18 protein-coding genes and 1 pseudogene are annotated in these 21,504 nt (G+C 55.7%); 6 read left to right on the top strand and 13 right to left on the bottom strand.

The annotated features are described in order from the left end of the window. Positions 1–66 precede the first annotated feature (66 nt). Together ABD735_RS13920 and ABD735_RS13915 are read left to right on the top strand one after the other, a co-directional pair. A complete protein-coding gene (locus ABD735_RS13920) occupies positions 67–1,857 on the top strand; it encodes an acyl-CoA dehydrogenase C-terminal domain-containing protein (protein WP_344807451.1) in 1,791 nt (596 codons plus the stop codon). Positions 1,858–1,935: 78 nt separating this feature from the next. Then, positions 1,936–2,568, top strand: a complete 633-nt coding sequence (locus tag ABD735_RS13915) for a hypothetical protein (RefSeq protein ID WP_344807449.1) — start codon at positions 1,936–1,938, stop codon at positions 2,566–2,568. 26 nt (positions 2,569–2,594) lie between these two features. On the opposite strand, the gene ABD735_RS13910 is transcribed toward ABD735_RS13915, so the two are convergent. From ABD735_RS13910 to ABD735_RS13875, 8 genes are all read right to left on the bottom strand, one after another. After that, entirely contained in the window at positions 2,595–3,137 is a 543-nt protein-coding gene (locus tag ABD735_RS13910) for an endonuclease (RefSeq protein WP_344807447.1), read from the bottom strand. A gap of 269 nt (positions 3,138–3,406) precedes the next feature. Then, positions 3,407–4,462 carry a DNA polymerase III subunit delta gene (gene holA, locus ABD735_RS13905; protein WP_344807445.1) on the bottom strand — a complete coding sequence of 352 codons (1,056 nt, stop codon included), beginning with the start codon at positions 4,460–4,462 and terminating at the stop codon, positions 3,407–3,409. Between the two features lie 17 nt (positions 4,463–4,479). Further along, positions 4,480–5,055 (bottom strand): LPS-assembly lipoprotein LptE, encoded by a 576-nt coding sequence (locus tag ABD735_RS13900; RefSeq protein ID WP_344807443.1) that lies wholly within the window; start codon positions 5,053–5,055, stop codon positions 4,480–4,482. Next, the gene (leuS, locus tag ABD735_RS13895) at positions 5,045–7,645 is read right to left on the bottom strand and encodes a leucine--tRNA ligase (protein WP_344807859.1); all 2,601 of its coding nucleotides are present in this window, start codon (positions 7,643–7,645) and stop codon (positions 5,045–5,047) included. The genes ABD735_RS13900 and leuS overlap by 11 nt, the downstream gene beginning before the upstream one ends. Positions 7,646–7,736: 91 nt before the next feature. Then, positions 7,737–9,356, bottom strand: coding sequence for an apolipoprotein N-acyltransferase (lnt, locus tag ABD735_RS13890; protein ID WP_344807441.1), 1,620 nt, complete (start codon positions 9,354–9,356; stop codon positions 7,737–7,739). A 37-nt stretch (positions 9,357–9,393) separates the two neighbouring features. Beyond that, the gene (locus tag ABD735_RS13885; RefSeq protein WP_344807439.1) at positions 9,394–10,260 is read right to left on the bottom strand and encodes a CorC family transporter; all 867 of its coding nucleotides are present in this window, start codon (positions 10,258–10,260) and stop codon (positions 9,394–9,396) included. A gap of 108 nt (positions 10,261–10,368) precedes the next feature. Further along, on the bottom strand, positions 10,369–10,917 hold the full coding sequence (gene ybeY, locus ABD735_RS13880) for an rRNA maturation RNase YbeY (protein WP_344807437.1): 549 nt from the start codon (positions 10,915–10,917) through the stop codon (positions 10,369–10,371). Continuing rightward, on the bottom strand, positions 10,914–11,909 hold the full coding sequence (locus ABD735_RS13875; RefSeq protein WP_344807435.1) for a PhoH family protein: 996 nt from the start codon (positions 11,907–11,909) through the stop codon (positions 10,914–10,916). The genes ybeY and ABD735_RS13875 overlap by 4 nt, the downstream gene beginning before the upstream one ends. On the opposite strand from ABD735_RS13875, the gene ABD735_RS13870 reads away from it, so the two are divergent. Next, positions 11,895–12,026: a hypothetical protein gene (locus ABD735_RS13870; RefSeq protein WP_344807433.1), complete on the top strand. Its 132-nt coding sequence runs from the start codon at positions 11,895–11,897 to the stop codon at positions 12,024–12,026. The genes ABD735_RS13875 and ABD735_RS13870 overlap by 15 nt on opposite strands. A gap of 127 nt (positions 12,027–12,153) precedes the next feature. Here the strand turns inward: ABD735_RS13870 and miaB are convergent. After that, positions 12,154–13,491: pseudogene (miaB, locus tag ABD735_RS13865) on the bottom strand (tRNA (N6-isopentenyl adenosine(37)-C2)-methylthiotransferase MiaB); the annotation flags it as partial. 156 nt (positions 13,492–13,647) lie between these two features. Here miaB and ABD735_RS13860 point away from each other — a divergent pair. Next, entirely contained in the window at positions 13,648–13,983 is a 336-nt protein-coding gene (locus tag ABD735_RS13860; protein ID WP_344807431.1) for a DUF1820 family protein, read from the top strand. A 122-nt stretch (positions 13,984–14,105) separates the two neighbouring features. Here the strand turns inward: ABD735_RS13860 and cysN are convergent, their stop codons facing one another. From cysN to ABD735_RS13840, 4 genes are all read right to left on the bottom strand, one after another. Then, a complete protein-coding gene (gene cysN / locus ABD735_RS13855) occupies positions 14,106–15,779 on the bottom strand; it encodes a sulfate adenylyltransferase subunit CysN (protein ID WP_344807429.1) in 1,674 nt (557 codons plus the stop codon). A gap of 1 nt (position 15,780) precedes the next feature. After that, positions 15,781–16,731, bottom strand: a complete 951-nt coding sequence (gene cysD, locus ABD735_RS13850) for a sulfate adenylyltransferase subunit CysD (RefSeq protein WP_344807857.1) — start codon at positions 16,729–16,731, stop codon at positions 15,781–15,783. A 64-nt stretch (positions 16,732–16,795) separates the two neighbouring features. Then, complete coding sequence (locus tag ABD735_RS13845; RefSeq protein ID WP_344807427.1) at positions 16,796–17,218, bottom strand: PilZ domain-containing protein; 423 nt, start codon at positions 17,216–17,218, stop codon at positions 16,796–16,798. A gap of 42 nt (positions 17,219–17,260) precedes the next feature. Then, on the bottom strand, positions 17,261–18,367 hold the full coding sequence (locus tag ABD735_RS13840) for an AsmA family protein (RefSeq protein WP_344807425.1): 1,107 nt from the start codon (positions 18,365–18,367) through the stop codon (positions 17,261–17,263). Positions 18,368–18,640: 273 nt separating this feature from the next. On the opposite strand from ABD735_RS13840, the gene ABD735_RS13835 reads away from it, so the two are divergent. Both ABD735_RS13835 and ABD735_RS13830 read left to right on the top strand, forming a co-directional pair. Next, entirely contained in the window at positions 18,641–19,090 is a 450-nt protein-coding gene (locus ABD735_RS13835; protein ID WP_344807423.1) for a hypothetical protein, read from the top strand. Between the two features lie 196 nt (positions 19,091–19,286). Then, positions 19,287–21,494, top strand: a complete 2,208-nt coding sequence (locus ABD735_RS13830) for a CheR family methyltransferase (RefSeq protein WP_344807420.1) — start codon at positions 19,287–19,289, stop codon at positions 21,492–21,494. The last annotated feature ends 10 nt before the right edge of the window (positions 21,495–21,504 follow it).

Here is a 21,504-nt window from a genome sequence, read left to right as displayed (position 1 = left end):
TGAAAGTTTACAAGCCCGCTCTGCGGGCTTTTTTTGCTGATTGATATTAATAAAAGAGGATTACCCATGCCTGCGTACAATGCACCTCTCCAGGATATGCGCTTTCTGTTGAATGAAGTGTTTGATCTGAAAGGAATGCTCAGCAGTCTTGATGGACTCAAGGATCACGTGGATACCGACACCGCTGACGCTATCCTCGAAGAAGCTGCCAAGATCTCAAACAGTTTGCTCGCGCCAATCAACCGTTCCGGTGATGAGGAAGGCTGCCTGTGGAACGATGGAGTGGTGACCACCCCATCTGGTTTCAAGGAAGCCTATAAGACCTTCATTGAAGGCGGCTGGTGCGGACTCGGCGGCAATCCTGAGTTCGGCGGCATGGGCATGCCAAAGATACTGGGCGCGCTGGTCGAAGAAATGATTCAGTCTGCCAATATTTCCTTCGGTCTCTACCCGATGCTGACGGCGGGTGCCTGTCTGGCGCTCGATGCGCATGCTTCCGAAGAGCTCAAGGAAAAATATCTGCCAAACATGTACAGCGGTGTTTGGAGCGGCTCCATGTGTCTGACCGAGCCACACTGTGGAACAGACCTTGGTATCATCCGCACGAAGGCTGTGCCACAGGCTGACGGGTCATATACCGTGTCTGGTACCAAGATCTTTATCACTGGCGGTGAGCACGATCTGAGTGACAACATCATTCATCTCGTTCTGGCCAAGTTGCCTGATGCGCCAGCTGGTTCACGTGGGATTTCGCTGTTCCTCGTGCCTAAACTGCTGGTCGATGACAAGGGCGTGTCTGGCGAGAAGAACAACGTCAGCTGTGGTTCCATCGAGCACAAGATGGGTATCAAGGCGTCAGCCACGTGTGTCATGAACTTCGATGGCGCGAAAGGCTGGCTCGTAGGCGATGTGAACAAGGGCCTGGCGGCCATGTTTACCATGATGAACTATGAGCGTCTCGCGGTGGGTGTCCAGGGCCTGGCGGCGGCTGAGCAGAGCTATCAGAATGCCGTGGCTTACGCACTTGACCGCACCCAGGGTCGTTCACCGCAGGGTGCGCAGAACCCAGACAAGGCTGCCGATCCGATTTTCGTGCATCCTGACGTGCGTCGCATGCTCATGAACATGAAGGCGATGAACGAGGGTAGCCGCGCATTCTCCGTGTACTCGGCTCGCTTTCTCGATCTGTCCAAGTATTCTCAGAACGAGAGTGAGCGCCAGCATGCAGAGGCGATGGTTGCGCTGTTGACGCCAGTCTGCAAGGCCTTCCTGACCGATCGTGGCCTTGAGTCAACCGTCACAGGTCAGCAAATCTTCGGTGGCCACGGCTATGTACGCGAGTGGGGCCAGGAGCAACTGGTGCGGGATGTTCGGATTGCCCAGATTTATGAAGGCACTAACGGCATTCAGGCACTCGACCTCATGGGCCGTAAGATCGTCTCCAACGACGGTCGCTTCTTTGAGCTGTTTGCAAACGAAGTCGCTGATTTCGTTGAAGGCCATCGTCAGGATTCGTCGCTGCAGGAGTTCATGGAGCCGCTGTCAGCTGCGCTGTCGCGTCTGTGCGACGTGACAGAGCACGTTATCAAGTCAGCCAAGGATGATCCAAGTGCGGTTGGCGCAGCGAGCGTTGAGTATCTGGATCTGTTTGGCTACACGGCTTTCGCTTATGTGCTGGCTCGCAGTGCGATTGCTGCCCAGGCCCACAAGGGTGACGACAGCAACGGCTTCTACGATGGCAAACTGAAGACTGTCCGTTACTTCTATAACCGCCTGTTGCCACGGACACTGTCACTGGCCGAAGCCGTTCGTTCAGGCAGTGAAGACATGATGGCGATTACTGCCGAGCAGCTGTAAGCTGACCTACTTCGCTTGAAGTGTATGTTCTGACAAAAACCGGCTTTCGAGCCGGTTTTTTCGTTCAAGGAGATCGGTATGAGTGAGCAGAGTGACTACCGCGCAACAGCCCTGTCATTTCTGAAGCACAGCCTGGAGCAGCTGGCGTCTGCGCTCGACGACAGGAGCCGTCGGCAAGCGCGCTTTCTGTCTCTGGCCACAATAGCTTGTGATACTGATGAGGATGAGCTGCCCAGGCCAACTGCGAGAACCGTCGTGATGAGAGACTGGACGAGTGCCCCGCCTGTCTGGCAGTTTCATACCGACCGGCGGGCGGCCAAAGTCAGCGAGCGTTCGCTCAGCCATCAACTGAGTGCGGTGTTCTGGGATTCCTCCAGTCAGTTGCAGATCAGGCTGCTGGGCACTGCCAGTGAATGTCGGGATGCAGCCGTTGTTCATAAAGTGTGGAATGACCTGGGAGCGCGAGGTCAGCAGAGCTTCTGGCGGCATGAGGCGCCAGGCACTGGGCTTGCCCATCCAACTGCACTGACGTTTGCCAAAACCGTGGAGGCCGCCGCCCGTGGGGACGAGAGCCTTGTAAGCCCTCATTTCATGTTAGTAGACGTTGCTGTCAGCGCTGTGGATTGCCTTAGCCTCGCTGATGATCCTCATCATCGGGTCCAGGGCCAATGGCGCCAGGATGGGTGGGAGGCTCGCTGGGTAGCGCCCTGAGACTCCTTAGGGGATGACTACGGTCTTTAGCGCATCTGGTCTGCACGCGAAGGCTTGTCTATGAAAAGATTGCGATTCCCCTGCAATTTCTCGATCAGATTGTTGCGAGCTTTTTCGGCGTCATCTGGCGGGAACCGCTTGCACCAGTCAATCAGCGTATCGATGGAGCTTGGCGCGGGTAATTTGTAAGCTTCCATCATGTAGAGGGTGGCGCGGGCGATGATACCTTTCGCCGTATCCTGCGGTTCTATCACCCCATAGGCCTTACGGGTTTCGCATTCGCCGGCCAGTCCATCGGCGCCTATTTCAGCAAAGCGGGAAGAGCCACGAGCCAACTCGAAGCTCATGGTAGACGGAAAGATGTTATGCATGTCCGAAATCATGCGGCGATAGTCAGGGGCATTCGTCCTGCACTTGCTGCTGGTACCGCAGTCTAGCTTTTCGCGGATCCAGCTCGATTCGTAGATATAACCTTCCTTGATCGTAATCGACTTCTTCTCGAAGTCCTGACTGCAAAAGAGGGTAGTGCCGCCTTTGGCATAAAGATCGCCCCAGAACAATTCCTTCAACGTCTTTTCCGGGTCAGTATGACGCGTCTGTGCCTCTGTATGACCGCCGTAAGCAGCGAGCAGCAATGACACGAGAAGGAAAACTGCGAAACCAGGCCGGAGGCTACTACAGGTCGGCTTGGCTGATAAGCATGGCAAAATATTGGATAAAGATCTGATAATGAAGCCCATAGTCTCGAAACCGCAATTGCTGAAAGCAGACTAACAAGCGATTAAACCACATATTCAGCATCAGCAGAATATGCTTTTGCAAGCCCCCCTACTACCGGTCAGACCGGAGCGCAGACTTTCGGGGGCTGACCACTCAAGGCGAGAGCGAAATCACACAGGAGCTGTTCGATAGGCAATGGGTTGGCTTTTTTGATAGCTGCGTCACAGAGACAGGCCAGCTGATGGGCCTGTTTGAGTCGCGCGGGTCGAAGTCTCGCCGCATGCTGCTTGTAAGCCTGTTGGCGAAAGCGCACAACGCCGGCCTGCTGGCAGGCGTCCTGAAAATTTGCCCCTGAAGCCTGTGCACGCAATATTTTTGCCAGCACTCTCAGTTCTCGGCTAAGCGACCATAGCAAAATAGGATCGGCAACATTTTCGCTGCGCAAATGAAGGACGATGGAGACGGCCTTTTCGCCCTTGCCTTCAAGACAGGCGTCGGTGAGATCGAAAACGGTATAGCGGCTGCTGTCGCTGATCGCATCAGCAATGTGTCGCTCATCTATCTGACTTTTACCGTGCAGCAGGCTCAGTTTCCTGAGCTCTTGGTCGGCCGCCAGAAGGTTGCCATCGATGTACTGCTGGAGCAAGGTCAGGGCCGGCGCAGTGAGATGCAGGCCGGCCTGATTGGCGCGCCGTGCCAGCCAGCTGGCGAGCCCATCTGATTTCATAGGCCAGATGGGTACGTGGGCCTGGGATTGTTCGAACTGCTTGAACCATTTGGTGTTGAGCGTCTTGGATTCGATCCGGTCAGAAAGAATCAACACGAAGGTATCTGCCGGGGGGCGCTCCAGCCAGCTCAGCAAGACTTTTCGACCCGCATCGCTTGGTAGGGCAATCAGGTGGAGCTGCAGGACGCTCTGTTCTGCAAACAGCGACGCGGTCTCGAACTGCTGGGCCAGGCCGTTCCAGTCAAAATCAGTCCCAACCTGGTAGACCTGGCGCTGATTAAAGCCGAGTTCGCGACACTGTGCGCGCACTTCATCCGCGGCTTCATTACGAAACAGGGGTTCATCGCTGCTGATCCAGACCGCCCACATTGAGCTGTCGGCCAGCCCATGACCCTGGCGAAACTGCTTGTCGAAATGGGCCTTGATACCTTCCGGCTTCAGACGCATGAGGCCTTATTCACTGGTTAAGGGGCGAAAATCTGCAAAATGGCATTACGGTCGCTGTATAACGAAAGCCTGAGCATCAGCTCCGCCGACAGCTGCTGATCCAGATCCTCGATGATCTGTTCTTCCTCTTTTTCCTTACCCAGGACGCTCAGTTCGTCGTAGCGATAGACTTGCGACTGCGCCAGCTGGGTTTGCGGAATCAAAGTGGCGCCAAGGTCGGTCAGGGAAAAGTTTACGAGGCGCACGACCTGGAATTCCGCGGCGATGGCATTGTTCGAAATACTGACCGCCCGACGCTCTGTTCTCACTTCACCAATCGTCAAGGTCGGTAGACGATCGGAATCTTCGGCGATGGTCACACCGGCTTCGGACAACTGCCTGTCGACGACGTCGCAGAAGTTCGAATCCATTGCCTGTGTGCACACCAGATTCATTGCTCGCAGACCGTCGGGCAATACGATGTTTCCACGCGGTCTGAAACCACAGCCCGCAGAGATGAGCAGGCTGGTCAGCAGCACAAAAATGCCCAGGTGCCGCATTGGCAGCGCTCGTCTGTTGCCAATGCTGGCCTGTCTGGCCGGACTAGCGAACAACAATGTTGACCAGCCGCTGTGGCACGACGATTGTCTTCACGATGTCCTTGCCCTCGATGAACTTCTGAACATTGTCATGAGCCAGCGCTGCAGCGATGATCGCCTCCTTGTCAGCACTGGCGGCACACTCCATTTCGCCCCTGCGCTTGCCGTTTACCTGTATCGCCAGGGTGAAGACATCGCGTACCAGCGCCTTCGGATTAGCCTTCGGCCATGGCGCGTCCAGAATCCTGTCGTCGTGGCCGAGCGCCTGCCAGAGCACATGACAGATATGTGGTGTGATGGGCGCCAGTGCCAGGACCGCTGTTTCAAGCGCAGCCCTCAGTACAGCCTGGCTCTGCTCGGTGTCGGCAGCTAGTTTGTTAGCCTCGTTGAGGAGCTCCATAACGGCTGCAATGGCTGTATTGAAAGTCAGGCGACGGCCGAAATCGTCTGAGACCTTTTCGATGGTCTCATGGGTCTTGCGATACAGATTGCGCTCGGCCTCGGCAAGGCTCTCTACATCGATATTGGCAGTACTGCCAGTGGATGACGCTTCAGTGAAACTCCGGACCTGCTTCCAGAGCCTGCGCAGAAATCGGTGCGCACCTTCGACGCCGGTGTCGGACCACTCCAGAGACTGTTCTGGCGGGGCCGCGAACATCGTGAACAGTCGCACTGTATCGGCGCCGTATTGGTCGATGAGCGTTTGCGGATCAACACCGTTGTTCTTCGACTTGGCCATTTTTTCGCGACCGCCGTGCTCAACTGCTTGACCATCGGTGACCAGGACATAGCCGCTGACTCTGCCATCGTCCGTCAGTACTGGCTGGACTTCTGCTGGGTTGTAAAAGACCTTCTTGCCGTCGTCCATAGTGCGATAGAAGACGTCTGCGATCACCATGCCCTGGCAGAGCAGGCGAGAAAACGGTTCGTCTGAACTGACCAATCCTTCGTCGCGCAGCAGCTTGTGGAAGAATCGTGCATACAGGAGGTGAAGAATGGCGTGTTCGATACCACCGATGTATTGGTCAACTGGCAACCAGTAATTGGCCGCCTCCGGCTCGAGCATGGCGGTGTCGGACTTCGGTGAGCAGTAGCGTGCGAAATACCAGGAGGACTCCATGAAGGTGTCGAAGGTGTCAGTTTCGCGAAGCGCTGGCTCGCCGGCACTGGTGGTCTTCGCCCATTCGGGGTCTGCCTTGATCGGGCTCTTCACGCCACTCATGGTGACATCTTCAGGCAGCACGACCGGTAATTCGTCTAGCGGGACGATACGCTCTTCACCCGACTCAGTGGTGACCATGGGGATTGGTGCACCCCAGTAGCGCTGGCGGGATACGCCCCAGTCACGAAGGCGATAATTGACGCGTTTTTTGCCCTTGCCCTGAGTCTCCAACACCCGTGCGACGGCATCAAATGCTTCCGCGGTTGTCAGACCGGTGAACTCACCAGAGTTGATGGTAATGCCATGCGAGGTATAGGCATTCAGCTGAATGTCGATATCAACCGAATCAATTTCCAGCGGAGCGATCACCTGGGTAATTGGTAATCCGTACTTGCGGGCGAATTCGTGGTCGCGCTCGTCATGAGCCGGCACTGACATTACGGCGCCTGAACCGTAATCCATCAATACGAAATTGGCAATCCAGACCGGTATCAGCTCTCCGGTAAATGGATGGATAGCCTTGATATCTGTTTCCACACCCAGTTTTTCCATCGTGGCCAGCTCGGCCTCCGCGGTCTTGGTGTTGATGCAGGACTGAATGAAATCGCTGACGCGTGTGGAAGCAGCGGCCGCTTCCTGCGCCAGCGGATGCTGCGCGGCAATGGCAATATAGGTCGCGCCCATGATGGTGTCAGGCCGGGTCGTGTAGACCTCGATCTCTTCTTCCCGATCCTTCAGGCTGAACCTGAACTCGATGCCCTCCGAACGACCGATCCAGTTGCGCTGCATGGTGCGGACCTGATCCGGCCAGTGCTCGAGCTTGTCGAGGTCGTTCAGCAATTCTTCTGCATAGGCGGTGATCTTGATGAACCACTGCGGGATTTCGCGGCGCTCGACCAGGGCACCTGAACGCCATCCCCGACCATCGATGACTTGCTCATTGGCGAGTACGGTGCCATCGACCGGGTCCCAGTTGACCGTGGACATCTTTTTGTAGACCAGCCCTTTTTCGTACAGGCGTGTGAAGAACCACTGTTCCCACTTGTAATAGTCCGGCTTGCAGGTGGCGACTTCGCGCGACCAGTCATAGCCGAAGCCAAGTGCCTGCAGCTGGGACTTCATATAGGCAATGTTTTCGTAGGTCCAGCGAGCGGGCGGCACGTTATTCTTCAGTGCGGCGTTCTCAGCTGGCAGACCAAATGCGTCCCAGCCCATGGGCTGAAGAACGTTCTTGCCGAGCATGCGCTGATAGCGGGAAATGACGTCGCCGATGGTGTAGTTCCGCACATGCCCCATATGCAGCTTGCCGCTGGGGTAGGGGAACATCGAGAGACAGTAATACTTCTCTTTGGTCCTGTCCTCGTTGACCTGAAAACAGGCTTCCTTCTCCCATATTGTCTGAACGTCCTGTTCGACCGCCTGGGGATGATAGTGTTCTGGTATCAGTTCTGGCATGGCTGGCATGTGCTCTGCTTGGCTCCGCGTGGCCGGCTATTCTACCTGTATTGGTCGCCTTGTCACCAGCCGATGGCGATCAGGCTCGTCGAGCCTGCAGCACGACGCCGACGATCAGCAGGCCGCACAAAAGCAGAATGGGCATGGAGCCCGTTCTGGCAAATGGCGTGGCACCCTGGCGTGGCTGAACCTCGCCCCTGAGTACGCCGCTTTCAAACTGCGCCAGCCGATCCTGAATGATGCCATCGGCGCCGATGATGGCTGTCACGCCGTTATTGGTGCCGCGAAGAATGGGCTTCTGCTGCTCCAATGCTCGCATGCGGGCGATCTGAAGATGTTGTAGTGGTCCAATCGAGCGGCCAAACCAGGTGTCGTTGCTGACCGTGATCATGAGGTCGACATCAGCAGCCTGACTGGCTACGAAATCGGGATAGACGACTTCGTAGCAGATGAGAGCGGCGACAGTGTAGGTCTCACCGCTTGAGTTCAGCTGCATGGTCAGTGGTGCTTGTTCCGTTCTGCCGGGTCGCATGTCTGACATCGGCAGATTGAAAAAGTCGATGAGCCCACGAAGTATCGACTGCATCGGCACATATTCGCCAAACGGAACAAGCCTCTGCTTGTCGTATTGGCCGCTTGCCTTGCCCAGACCGATGAAGCTGTTATGCACCTGAATTTCACCCGCGTCACTCTCGCTCACGGTCAGAATGCCAGTGAAAAAAGCGGCCTGTTCTGAATCTGCGCGCTGGCCAAGCTGCTTGAGCAAATTGACGGCCTGATGTTGGTATAGCGGCAGTGCCGTTTCAGGCCAGAGTATGATGTCGGCGTCCCAGATGGGCGTCGTCATGTCGATGTAAGTACGGACGATCCGGTCCTGTTCCGAAGACTTCCATTTCAAAGCCTGGGCGATATTTGGCTGTACGAGGGCAGCGCTCAGCACGGGGCCATTTGCAGACGTCCACTGAACTGAACTGAGTCCATAGCCACCGAGCACCAGAGCCAGCACCAGCACGGCGAAGGTGTAGTCCGGCCATGAGGGCAGACCGGTCGAGTCTGGGGCGGGAGGAGATTCAGCCGTGTTCCTGATTCGTTCAAGAAGCCTGTTAATCACCAGTCCGAGCGCCAGCGCCATCAGCAGTATGAGCAGTGAGCAGGCATAGACGCCCGCTACAGGCGCCCAGCCGGACATCCAGCCGCCGGTGCTGGAGGCGGGCAGGGCCTCGCCCAGTAAGAGCCATGGAAAGCCACTCAGTAGCCAGGCTCTCACCCATTCAAACAACACCCAGACGGCTGCGAATAGTAAACCGCCGAATAACACCTGCCGGCGCGCTGCCAGCCGGCTTAGCCCGCCATATCTGAAAGAGAGCCCCAGTAGCAGGAACTGCAGGACGAAAAACAGGGACAGCAAGGCGGTGAACAGGAGCGTAAGCCCGCCAGCCAGGGTGGGCGAGGCATTGCCGTAGTCGTGGATGCTGAAATAGACCCAGGAGACGCCGACGGTGAAGAAGCCAAAACCGAGACACCACCCTGCGAGCGCGAACTGTCGAAGATTGCGCCGGGCCAGAGTGGGTAGCATGCAAAAGGCCAGAGCGAACAGCGGGTAGGGCAGCCAGACCTGGTCGAAGGGGGCGAAGGTGAACGGCAGCAAACCGCCAATAAGCAGCCAGGGCAGATAGTGGCGGAAAAAGGACGCGAACATGAGGTCTTTCAACTGTTGATGATGAAGCAGTACCGACTCAGCTCATTTCTGCCTGGCGGGTGAACTGCATAAGCCGGATCTGACGATTGTCCGAGTTCAGAATTTTCACCATGAAGTCGCCGAAAGCGATACTTTCACCGCGCTTGGGCAGGCGTCCAAAGCGATGCACGACGAGACCGCCGATAGTGTCATATTCGTCTTCGTCGAGTTCCAGACCAAAGTACTCGTTGAAATCCTCGATCGGCGTCAGCGCCTTGACGACGAACTGGCTGTCGTCACGGCGCTTGATGAAGCCTTCTTCGTCGAAATCGTGCTCATCCTCGATGTCACCGACGATCTGTTCAAGCACGTCTTCGATAGTGACCAGACCGGCAACACCGCCGTATTCGTCGACTACGATGGCCATGTGGTTGCGGTTGGTCTTGAAGTCCTTGAGCAGTTGATTCAGGCGCTTGCTCTCTGGCACGAAAGCGACCGGCCTGAGCTGGTTGATGACCTGGGCACGGGTGAGTTCACCCTTGAGCGCCAGCGGCAGCAGATCCTTCGCCAGCAGAACGCCGACCACATCGTCCCGGGACTCACCAATAACGGGATAGCGACTGTGTGCAGCATCGAGTATTTCTGCGAGGTAGTCCTCAGGTGAAGCCGAGGCCTTGATGACGATCATCTGGGCTCTGGGCACCATGACCTCACGCACCTGCATGTCGGTCACCTGCATGGCGCCTTCAATCAGGCCAAGGGATTCGGTATCGATGATCTGTCTTGATTCGGCAGCCCGAAGGATTTCGAGCAGTTCTGACTTATCCTGGGGTTCCGCGGAAAAAGCAGCTGAAAGCTTGCTGATCCAGCTTTTAGCGGGGGTGTCCATATTCGGTTTTGACTGTTCCGGCTCGGGATCCGTCATAAAGTGTCTGTTAACTCTCTCTGAAAGTGTCTGGTGTAACGCGCATCGGTAAAACTACCGACACAGGGTCAGAATAATCAAAATTGCTGGCGAGGAACAGCGTATTCTTCAGTCGAAAGGCTTCGACTGCTCGTCCGCGTCTGCGCTGAGGTAGGGATCGGCGACACCAAACTCTCTCAGCAGAGCTATCTCGACCGCCTCCATGACTCCGGCCTCTTCGGCTTCAATATGGTCATGGCCGAGCAAATGCAAGACCCCGTGAATGACGATATGCATCCAGTGATGGTCGAGAGTCTTGCCTTGATCCAGCGCCTCCTGCTCGAGCACCGAAGGACAGATAAAGATGTCGCCGAGCTCCGCCTGAGCGGCAGCCAGTGCTTCCGGGGGCAGGCCCTGTGGCGGCTCGAAAGGAAAGGACAGTACGTTGGTGGACTTGTCTTTGCCCCGATACTGACTGTTGTAGCTCTGCATGTCCTCTGGACTCAGCAGTTGTATCGACAGCGACCACTCACGCGCCGTCTCGTCAGCAGTACGGTCGCCAGCCAGAACGGCTGCCACCACAGGCAGTAGGCCATCGGCATTGACGAACTCGGGTAGGGCGCCTGCTGTCGGCGCAGCGCGAAGGTCCTCGAAACCGAGGTCAATGAGCGGCTTCAATGGGACTGACCATCCGTTGGCGTTTTGGAGCGAGGTCGCGCAGGTGGCTGCGGCCCGCTTCGCTTGAAGCGGCTCGGGCGCTGCAGTTCGCCGCCCTGATCCTTGGTCACTGCGGTCTCACCAAGCTTGTCGAACTTGTCATAGGCGTCGACGATGCGCTGGACGAGCGGATGGCGCACGACATCTCGGCTGGCAAACCGCGTTACAGCGATGCCGTCCACTTCGCTCAGGACATTCAGACTATGCACGAGCCCCGACGGTGTATTGCGCGGCAGGTCGACCTGCGTAAGGTCACCTGTGATGACCGCCGTAGAGCCGAAGCCGATGCGCGTGAGGAACATTTTCATTTGTTCGCGGGTCGTATTCTGACTTTCGTCGAGAATGACGAAGGCATTGTTGAGCGTGCGCCCACGCATGAAGGCCAGCGGCGCAACTTCGATGAGCCCCTTTTCCATCAAGCGCGCTACCTGCTCGAAACCCATCATGTCGTAGAGCGCATCGTAGAGCGGGCGCAGATAGGGGTCGACTTTCTGGGCCAGATCACCAGGCAGGAAGCCCAATTTCTCACCAGCTTCAACAGCGGGCCGAACAAGCATGATTCGACGGACCTGTTCACTGGTGAAGGCTTCCACTGCGCAGGCGACGGCGAGATAGGTCTTACCCGTACCGGCCGGCCCCACGCCGAAGTTGATATCGCAGCTGCGAATCGATTTGACGTAGCTGCTCTGATTGGAGCCCCGCGGCTTGACGTGCAGTTTTGGTGTTCGTATGGCCGCAGCCAGCTCTCGATCCTGGGGGCTATCATCGTCCGATGTCGAGTCCAGCCGATGACGGTCGCGGACTTCCTGTATCAGCAGATGAACTTCTTCACCGCCCAGCTCGAAGCGCGAGCTGGTCTGTTTATAGAGCCGTTTAAGCAGCTCTTCGGCTGCCTTGATACGTGCAGGCTCACCGCGAATGGCAAATTGATTGCCGCGATGGCTGATCGACACACGCAGTCGATTCTCGATATGACGGAGATGCTCATCGAATTGTCCACAGAAATTCTGCAGCTTGGCGACATTGTCCGGCTCGAGCGAAATGGTGACAAGACTGTCTTGTGCTGCTGAGCCGGTTACAGCGGCTGAATCATGCCTGGTAATAGGCGGTCTCCGTAGTGGGTTGTGCGTTGGTGGCCACGCTGGCGTCAGCCGCGCGTGAATTCGGTCTGAGACCTTCCGGCAAGCCAACCAATACGCCACGAAGTGAGTTCGGGCGTGCTTCTGTAATACGCAAGTCGACAAAGCGGCTGATCAGCCCTTCGCTGTCTTCGTAGCTCATCATGCTGCGGTCGCTGGAATCAGTCATATCTGCCGTCTCGAGCTGCGCAAAGAAATTGACTACGCGGTTATTTTCTGTACGAGCCTGCAGTTGCGCAGGATCTTTCTTCGAGCGTCCGGTGACCAGTACGCGCTCGACCGTACCAACCATCTGCCGGCTGATTTGCTGGGCATGCTGGTTGATGGCATGCTGAAGCCGCGCCAGGCGGGCCTTTTTTACATCCATCGGAACGCTGTCAGGCAAGTCGGCGGCTGGGGTGCCAGGCCTTGCCGAATAGATGAAGCTGAAGGATACATCGAAGCCGAGTTCATCGATCAACTGCATGGTCGCTTCGAAATCTTCTTCAGACTCGTCAGGGAAGCCGATGATGAAATCTGACGAAAGACTCAGGTTTGGCCTGATCTTACGTAGGCGGCGGATCTTCTCGACGTACTCTGCCGCACTATGACCACGCTTCATTCGCATGAGAATGTTGTCACTGCCGCTCTGAATTGGCAGATGCAGATGACTGACCAGTTCTGGCACTTCGGCATAGACTTCGATCAGCGAGTCGCTGAATTCGACTGGATGTGAGGTCGTGAAGCGAATGCGATCGATACCTTCAATGGCAGCCACATAGGTGATGAGTTCGGCTAGATCTACTGGCGCTTCGTCTTCATCCTCCAATGTTCCGAGGTAAGCATTCACGTTCTGCCCCAGAAGATTGACTTCCCGAACACCGGAAGCGGCGAGATGCTCGATTTCAGCCAGAACGTCGGCGACCGGACGGCTGACTTCTTCACCACGGGTATAGGGCACGATGCAGAACGAACAATATTTGCTGCAGCCTTCCATGATCGAGACGAAGGCGCTGGCGCCGTCGGCCGTCGGCATGGGCAGGTGATCAAACTTCTCGATTTCCGGGAAGGTCACATCCATCATCGGAATCTGGGTCTGGACACGCTGGTCAACCATGGCTGGCAGCCGGTGCAGGGTCTGCGGTCCAAATACGAGGTCGACGAAGGGTGCGCGGGCACGAATGGCCTCCCCTTCCTGACTGGCGACACAGCCGCCCACGCCGATGAGCAAATCAGGCTTTTTTTTCTTCAGGGATTTCCAGCGACCAAGCTGATGAAACACCTTTTCCTGCGCCTTTTCCCTGATCGAACAGGTGTTGAGCAGGATCACATCAGCGTCTTCGGCCGAATCGGTCAGCTCGAGCTGATGACTCTCACCCAGCAGGTCTGCCATGCGTGAGGAGTCATACTCATTCATCTGACAGCCATGTGTTTTTATGAAAAGCTTCTTGGTCGCCACTGGTCACCCTTGCTCAAAAATTGAGCATTTAACAAATTGGGCGGCTATTATAGGGTTGAAGTGATAAAATCTCGACCCCATTTCTTAGTCTCATCGTTCACGGTACTCAAATACATGGCAAGTTCTACGACGAATAAAACGGTCTACAAGGTGATCTACTTCAATCACGACGAGATTTTCGAAGTCTACGCGGCGAACGTGTACGCCAGCGAGTTATATGGTTTCGTCGAGATAGAAACCTGGCTGTTCGGTGAGCGCTCACAGTTGTTGGTGGATCCGGCTGAAGAAAAGCTGAAGAACGAGTTCGCCGGAGTGACTCGTTCATATATTCCCATGACGGCCATCATCCGCATCGACGAAGTGGAGCAGCAGGGGCAGGCCAAGGTCTCGACCGCGAAGATGGCTACAGTGTCCGCGTTTCCACGCCCTCCGGCCAAGACCGACAAATAGCCTTTCCTGCCGGCAGTGCGCTGGCCGCATCAACAGCGTTGGTGCCAATGCGGGAATTCAGCGAGCGGTGCGCAGCGCTGGGCCCGCGAAAGGGCGACCTGTCAGGTCGCCCTGGTCACTCCCTAGCGTAGCGCTAGTCCCAGTTTTTCCAGCACACTATCGACTGCCTCAGCGATATCATCATCAGTCTCAGCATGAATACACAGGCGATCTGGCAGCTCATTATCGTCGACACTGATGTCTTCAGCACCTTGTGTGATGAGCACCATATGTACACGAGCGGCTAGCCGGGCCGTCGACAGCGTTAGCGGTTCTTCGATAGACACCACGGTCAAGCCATGCTCGAACAGGGTTCGTTCGACAGTATTGGCGAGCTTGGTGGCGACAGGTCCCTGTGTTTCGACCAGGAGCGCAGGGTGGCCCCTTCGGGCTTCGCGCTCGCTGGCAGCGACCGGTACATCCGACAGCCGCTCGGAATCAGTGACCGCGCTATCCACCATGCCTGCACCGACAGTGACGTTGGTCAGGCGATCGATGATGATGAATGCACCCATCAGGTGATTGCGCTGATAGGGATCGAAGACGATGGGCTTGGTAAGCGCGAGCTCACACAAGCCAATTTCATTCAGCCCAAGCTGCGTCGCGTCGCTCTGCTGCAGTGAGTTGACGTCGATCTGATGAAGAACCCTGGTGATCGAGCCGAAAGTCGTCGTCGTGCCCAGTTTGATCGCGTACTGCTTGCCAGGGACCAGCGGGCTGTCGGTCATCCAGACAATATTGGCCTTGAGTCGACTGCTGACCGTGGGGACATGGTCCTTCTTGACCAGAACGTCGCCACGACTCACATCTATTTCGTCACTCAGGGTCAGGGTGACGGCCTGGTTCTGGAAGGCTTCTTCGAGATCACCGTCGTAGGTCACGATGGACTTGACGCGACTGGTTCTGCGCGAGGGCAGCGCCATGATTTCGTCGCCCTGGCGGATGATGCCGGAAGCGATCGTACCGGCAAAACCACGGAAATCGAGATTTGGCCGGTTCACGTACTGGACAGGCATGCGGAATTCAGCGAGCTGGCTGTCATCCGAAATGGCCACGTTTTCGAGAATGTGCATCAGTGGCTCTGCGCCGGCCAGATCCTTGTACCAGGGCATCTTTTCTGAAAAATCGACGACGTTGTCGCCATCCAGCGCTGAAATTGGAATGAAGCGCAGATCCGGAATCCGCAGGGCCTTGGAAAACGCCAGATAATCTTCACGAATTTCGTCATAGCGCGCCTGGCTGTAGTCGACCAGGTCCATCTTGTTGATGGCCACGACCACGTGCCGGATCCCGAGTAGTGACGCGATGAAGGTGTGACGCCTGGTCTGAGTCAGCACGCCATAGCGCGCGTCGACCAGGATGATTGCCAGCTGCGCCGTCGAGGCGCCCGTGGCCATGTTGCGGGTGTATTGCTCATGACCGGGCGTGTCGGCAATGATGAACTTGCGCTTGGCGGTGGAGAAGAAGCGATAGGCGACATCGATGGTGATGCCCTGTTCACGTTCTGCCTGCAGGCCATCGACCAGCAGGGACAGGTCCAGCTTGCCATCGGTATTACCGCTCTTGGCGCTATCTTTCCTGATCGCTTCGAGCTGATCTTCGTAAATCATTTTCGAATCGTGCAGCAGACGTCCGATGAGTGTGCTCTTGCCGTCGTCTACACTGCCACAGGTCAGCAGGCGCAGCAGCTCCTTGTGCTCGTGCTGTTCAAGATACGCGAGAATGTCTTCGCTGATGAGTTCGGACTGGTGTGACATGCTAGAAATATCCCTCGCGCTTTTTCTGTTCCATTGAGCCGGCCTGATCGTGGTCGATCATTCGCCCTTGTCGCTCACTGCTGGTGGTCAGCAGCATTTCCTGAATGATATCTGTCAGTGTGTCGGCTTCGGACTCGACTGCACCGGTCAATGGATAGCAGCCCAGTGTTCTGAAACGCACTGAACGCATTTCCGGCTTTTCGCCCTCACGCAGCGGCATGCGCTCGTCGTCGACCATGATGAGTGTGCCATCGCGTTCGACCACAGGACGCTTCTTGGAGAAGTACAGCGGTACGATCTCGATCTGCTCGAGGTGGATGTACTGCCAGATATCGAGCTCCGTCCAGTTGGACAGTGGGAAGACTCTGATGCTCTCGCCTTTGTTGATCTTGCCGTTATAGAGGTTCCAGAGTTCGGGCCGCTGATTCTTCGGGTCCCAACTATGGTTTTCGTCGCGGAAGGAATAGACCCGCTCCTTGGCACGGGACTTTTCTTCATCACGGCGGGCTCCGCCGAAGGCTGCATCGAACTTGTATTTATTCAGCGCCTGCTTGAGCGCCTGTGTCTTCATGATATGGGTGTGCTTGGAGCTGCCATGGGTGAACGGACCAACGCCCTGTGCAACACCTTCCTGGTTGATATGCACGATCAGGTCGAGATTGTGCTCTTTGGCCATGCGGTCGCGGAATTCGATCATTTCCCTGAATTTCCAGGTGGTATCGACGTGCAGCAGGGGGAAGGGCAGCTTGCCAGGGAAGAAGGCCTTCCGAGCCAGGTGCAGCATGACGGAAGAGTCCTTCCCGATCGAGTACATCATGACGGGTCGCTCGAATTCGGCAGCGACCTCGCGAATGATGTGAATGCTCTCGGCCTCAAGTTGCTTGAGGTGAGTCAAAGTGTGTTCGGACATGTAGTGCGCGTCTCCCCGGAAAGAATTTCGCCAGTTTTGAATGCGCGTACTATAGGAAATCAGGAAATTATAAGAAAGCTCTATTCTATATCGCTTTGTTATAGCCTTATGGTTTGCGCCCCTTTTTTGCCTCTATGAATGCATCCAGCAGGTCCTGCTGTTCAGTCGTCAGGCGCAGATAGGTCAGTCCCACATGGTATTCATCGCGCGATTGCCGGCAGGTATGGGCGACCACCGCTGCGATTCGGAACGACGCCTCGGCACTGGCTGGCGGCACGTAAGCGCTGCCTGCCGCGAGCTCACGAAGATCGAACTCGATATCGAGCGTGACCGGCTCATGGCGAGTGGTCGTCTTCTGATCGGCCGATAGCAGATCGGCCAGCTCACGCTCGCAGGAGACCATGAGACCCGCGCGTGAGATATTCCTGATCTGGACTTTGGCCGGTGTTTCAAGCTGCAGGACAGCGGGACAGGAGGCAGGTACACGCAGATGATGACGCAGGTTCTGCCTGGATGTTGTGGTCGACATAAAACGGTCTCTTATGGATGTCTTTACGACCTGCTGGGGCCGTCATTCGTTCTGTTCATCATTTTCGGCATTGTCTTCGCCTACGTCTTCGAGCGATACGCTGCCCTCGAGAGAAGAGCCGTAGGCTTCGATAAAGGCATTCTTGATGATGCCGATGACCGCGGTGAAGACGCCCACGTCTGGATTGTCTATCTGGCCTTCGATGGGCACACGGGTCGCAATACGATCTTTGCTGCCCTCTTCAAAGATAGCTGAAAATAAGCCGGTGATGGATTCACCGATCACTGTCAGCAGGCCATCGTCGTCACGTTTGATATCCTCGCGCCATTCGAACACCGTTGCTTCTTTCAATGACGGTGTGATGTAACCCGCGATCTGGCCGTTCTTCGCGGCAAGCTCGCTGGTCAGGCTGAAGCGTCCACCTTCAAGGTCGAAAGGGGCATAAGCCTTGATCAAATCGTCAAGCTTGAGAACCGAAAGTTCGTCCATTTGCAAATTGAAGTCGAACAATGGCTGCTCTGCATAGGGGTTCATTTTCAGAGCAAGGTTCACGGGGGCGTCTGCCATCAGCAATGCCTTGGCGTCGATACTGGCCACCAGACTTGAAGACAGATCTTCCGAGTTAGTGAGGTTGGTCGCCAGCAGCTGGATCTCGTTGAGATAGACATCGACCGGCGGTTCACTGCTGAAGTTTCGGAAGTGAAACTCGCCGTCGACCACTTCGAGCTGCTCGATATTGAATGGCGTGATCGACTCGAGTACCTCAGTCCAGGATTGGTCCTCGCCGGTCTGCCCCTCTGCGGCATCGCCACCATCGACGATATTGATTTCCGGCTTGAGAAAGTAGACCTCACTGACCAGTGAGCCTCGAAACAATGCGCCCCACAGTATCGAGACATCCACTTCTTCAGCGCTGAACAGCGGCGTGGGTACTTCGCCGTCTGTTTTCACGATATCGATACCCTGAATAACGAACGCGCCCCGGTAGAGTGAAAGATCGAGATCATCAATATGGCCACTGAAGCCATCCAGGCCGTCCAGCGTGTCGTTGACGTATTTCAGAATGGCATAAGGCATGGCCAGGCGAATGATGACAAGCAGGATGATGAGGGCAGGCAATCCGCGAGTCAGTACTAAGCTTTTTTTCATTATAACGGTCTCCAGTCTGTATGACGGCTCTTTACGATGTGCTGCTGAAGCAGGACTGCCGGTGATAACAATTACAAAGCACACCTTGGCTGATGAGCTGATTTACAAAAATGTTCAACCCGGGTTGTGGGTTACAGTGCCGATCAGAGGGCGTCTGATCGCTGGCACGCCTGCCGTGCCGCCCTCCACAGATTCATACGTAGAAACTGAAGCGAATTGGCCCGAAATATGCGAGTTATCTTCAACCTATCGCAGAAAAAGGAAAATATGACGATGACTTACAAAGACACGATGAACGACGTCAGAGAGAAGATCAGTGATGTGACTCACAAGGTAGCTGATGAATATGAGGAGTACGCGCCCGAGTTAAGGGAACGTGGACGTGAGCTGGTAGGTCGAACCAGAGAGTTCGTGCAAGCGCCACCGACAGCGCTGGTCATTGGTGGTGCAGTTGCTGGCGCGGCCACCGCAATGCTGGTGTGGGCTCTCATGCACCGTGAGAGTAGTAGTAGTCGTTACGGCACCATGCGCAGCAGTAATTTGAGGGGTACGACCACCCAGCGTACACCGCGACAGTATGCCGGAACCAGCTCTTCAGCCGATCCACGGAATGAGACTCGTGCTGCCGGAACAGCCAGCAAGCTGACGCCCACGACTTATCGACCGTCGAATGAGCGTAGTTCTGGTTCGTATAATCCTACGAGAACTGAAGCTGATATCTAACCGTGAACACCGGGACCAGTCCGTTCCGGTTTTACACCGCAAGCATTTGCAGTTTTGAAGACATCGGTCAGTGGCACGTCGTCATTGCTGGTGTCTTTTTCGGTTGAGCCGCTCCGCCGTTTCGTCAGTAAGCAATTGTGAATACTTTTGGCGCCCATTATGCTGTCCCTCTTCGCCTCATCTCCTTGGCCTTTCAATGACACACAAGACGCAAACAGATCATCCGCCTCAACAGCAGCTGAATACCTCGCCTCAAGCTAATGCAGACCCATCACTGGGTGGCAAGCCGAATGATGCAGGACACTCCCTCCCTGCTGTGGTCGCGATTGGCGCGTCTGCCGGAGGTCTATCGGCACTCAAGCTACTGTTGGCTACCGTGCCAGCTGAAAGCGGGGTGGCCTTCGTAGTGGTGGTCCATCTGTCGCCGGACCACGAGAGTCATCTGTCAGAGATACTGCAGGTTCGAGCCAATATTCCCGTTCAGCAGATTGTGGGTGATGTGAAGCTGGAGCCCAACAGGGTGTACGTCATCCCGCCAGGGCAGAACCTCAGTGCCATCGATAGTCATTTGCGCCTGACGAAACTAGAGACAGAGCGCCGGGCCCGAGCGCCGGTTGACCATTTTTTCAGAACACTGGCGAAATCCCATGATGGCAATTCGGCAGCCATCATTCTCACCGGCACAGGTTCGGATGGAACATTGGGTATTCAGGAGGTCAAGCAGAAGGGCGGGCTGACGGTCGTGCAGGATCCCGTCGAGGCCGAATATGACGGAATGCCTCGCAGTGCCATCGACACAGGCATCATCGATCTGGTGTTGCCGCTTGAAGAGATGGTGGACTATGTTCTTCGCTTTCTCAAGACCCAGCCCCGACTACCGCCCCCCGAAGACGAACCTGATGCAGCACGTCCGCTATTGGCCTCAATCCTTTCTGTAGTCAGAGCCAACCAGGGTCGTGACTTTTCGCGGTATAAACAATCCACGATCATGCGGCGGATTCGCAGGCGCATGCAGCTGGCACACGTTGAGGAACTGACCGATTATCTTGAGCTGCTTCAGACCACGCCGGAAGAGGTCGGAGAGTTGGTCAACGATTTCTCAATCACCGTCACCAGCTTCTTCAGAGATCCGGAAGTATTCGACGAGTTGAGTGAAAAAATAATCCCCAGGCTATTCAACGCGTCTCATGAAGAAGAGTCTTTGCGGATATGGTCCATTGGCTGTTCTACCGGGGAAGAGGCCTATACGCTGGCTATCCTCATGCTTGAACACGCTGAGAAGACCAATTCGGACCGGCCTGTACAGATATTTGCCTCGGATATGCATGACATGTCTTTGAAGCGGGCACGTGAAGGTCTCTATCCCGGCGATATTGAGGCTGATGTCAGCCAGGAGCGCCTCGAGCGCTTCTTTAAAAAGGAGAATGGTGCCTACCGGATAAAGAACGAGGTGAGGGATCTTGTGGTTTTTTCACCGCATAATTTTCTTTCCGATCCACCGTTTTCCCGGATCAATCTCATTGTCTGTCGCAACGTGCTGATCTATCTGCAGCGGACGCTACAGCCGGACATCATTGAATTGTTTCACTACGCTCTGAAGGCGCCGGGATATCTGTTGCTCGGCACGGCAGAAACAGTGACCCAGTCGCACCTGTTTGTGCCGGAAAACAAGACAAACGGACTTTATTCGCGACGCAATGTGCCTGCAACAGAGCCAAAGTTGCCAGTGTTTCCGTTCACCCGATCCGGTCGAAAGGACGAGGACAGAACCAACAAGGCGGAGAGAGCTCTCCCATCATATGGTGCCATGCATCATCGTATGGTAGAACGATACGCCCCCCCCAGTGTGTTGGTGAATTCCGAGAACAAGATGGTCCATCTCTCACGCCGGGCTGGTCGCTACATGATGCATCCTGGAGGCGTGCCAAGCTCCAATATCTTCAAGCTTATCCGCGAAGAGCTGCAGGTTGAGCTAAATGCAGCATTGCAGGGTGCGTCAAGTGCGACCGAACCCTGTATCTCCCGCCCAATAGTCTTAAAGCTCGATGGAGAGCCGCGTGAAGTTACGTTGTACGCACGTCGTGGCAGTGGCGAAGAGGACGATATTTATACTCTTGTCGTTTTCGATGAACGGGACCCGGTGCAGGTCCAGGCGGTTCGCGAGGGGGAGGAGAGACTAGGAGCTGATAGCCGAGAGCTTGAGCTTGAACTGGAGCTGACCAAGCGGCGCCTGCAGACTGCGATTGACGAATATGAGACCGGCCAGGAAGACATGCGAGCTTCTAATGAGGAGTTGCAGTCCGCTAATGAGGAGTTGCGTTCCACCCTTGAAGAGCTTGAAACGTCGAAAGAGGAGCTACAGTCAATAAACGAAGAGCTGCAGACCGCCAATGAAGTGGCTTAATGATCTTGGA

The organism is Allohahella marinimesophila (genome assembly GCF_039538005.1).
Classification (GTDB): Bacteria; Pseudomonadota; Gammaproteobacteria; order Pseudomonadales; family Oleiphilaceae; genus Allohahella; species Allohahella marinimesophila.
The sequence above is the reverse complement of the archived record's forward strand: the minus strand, read 5'-3'. Positions and strand labels throughout refer to the sequence as shown.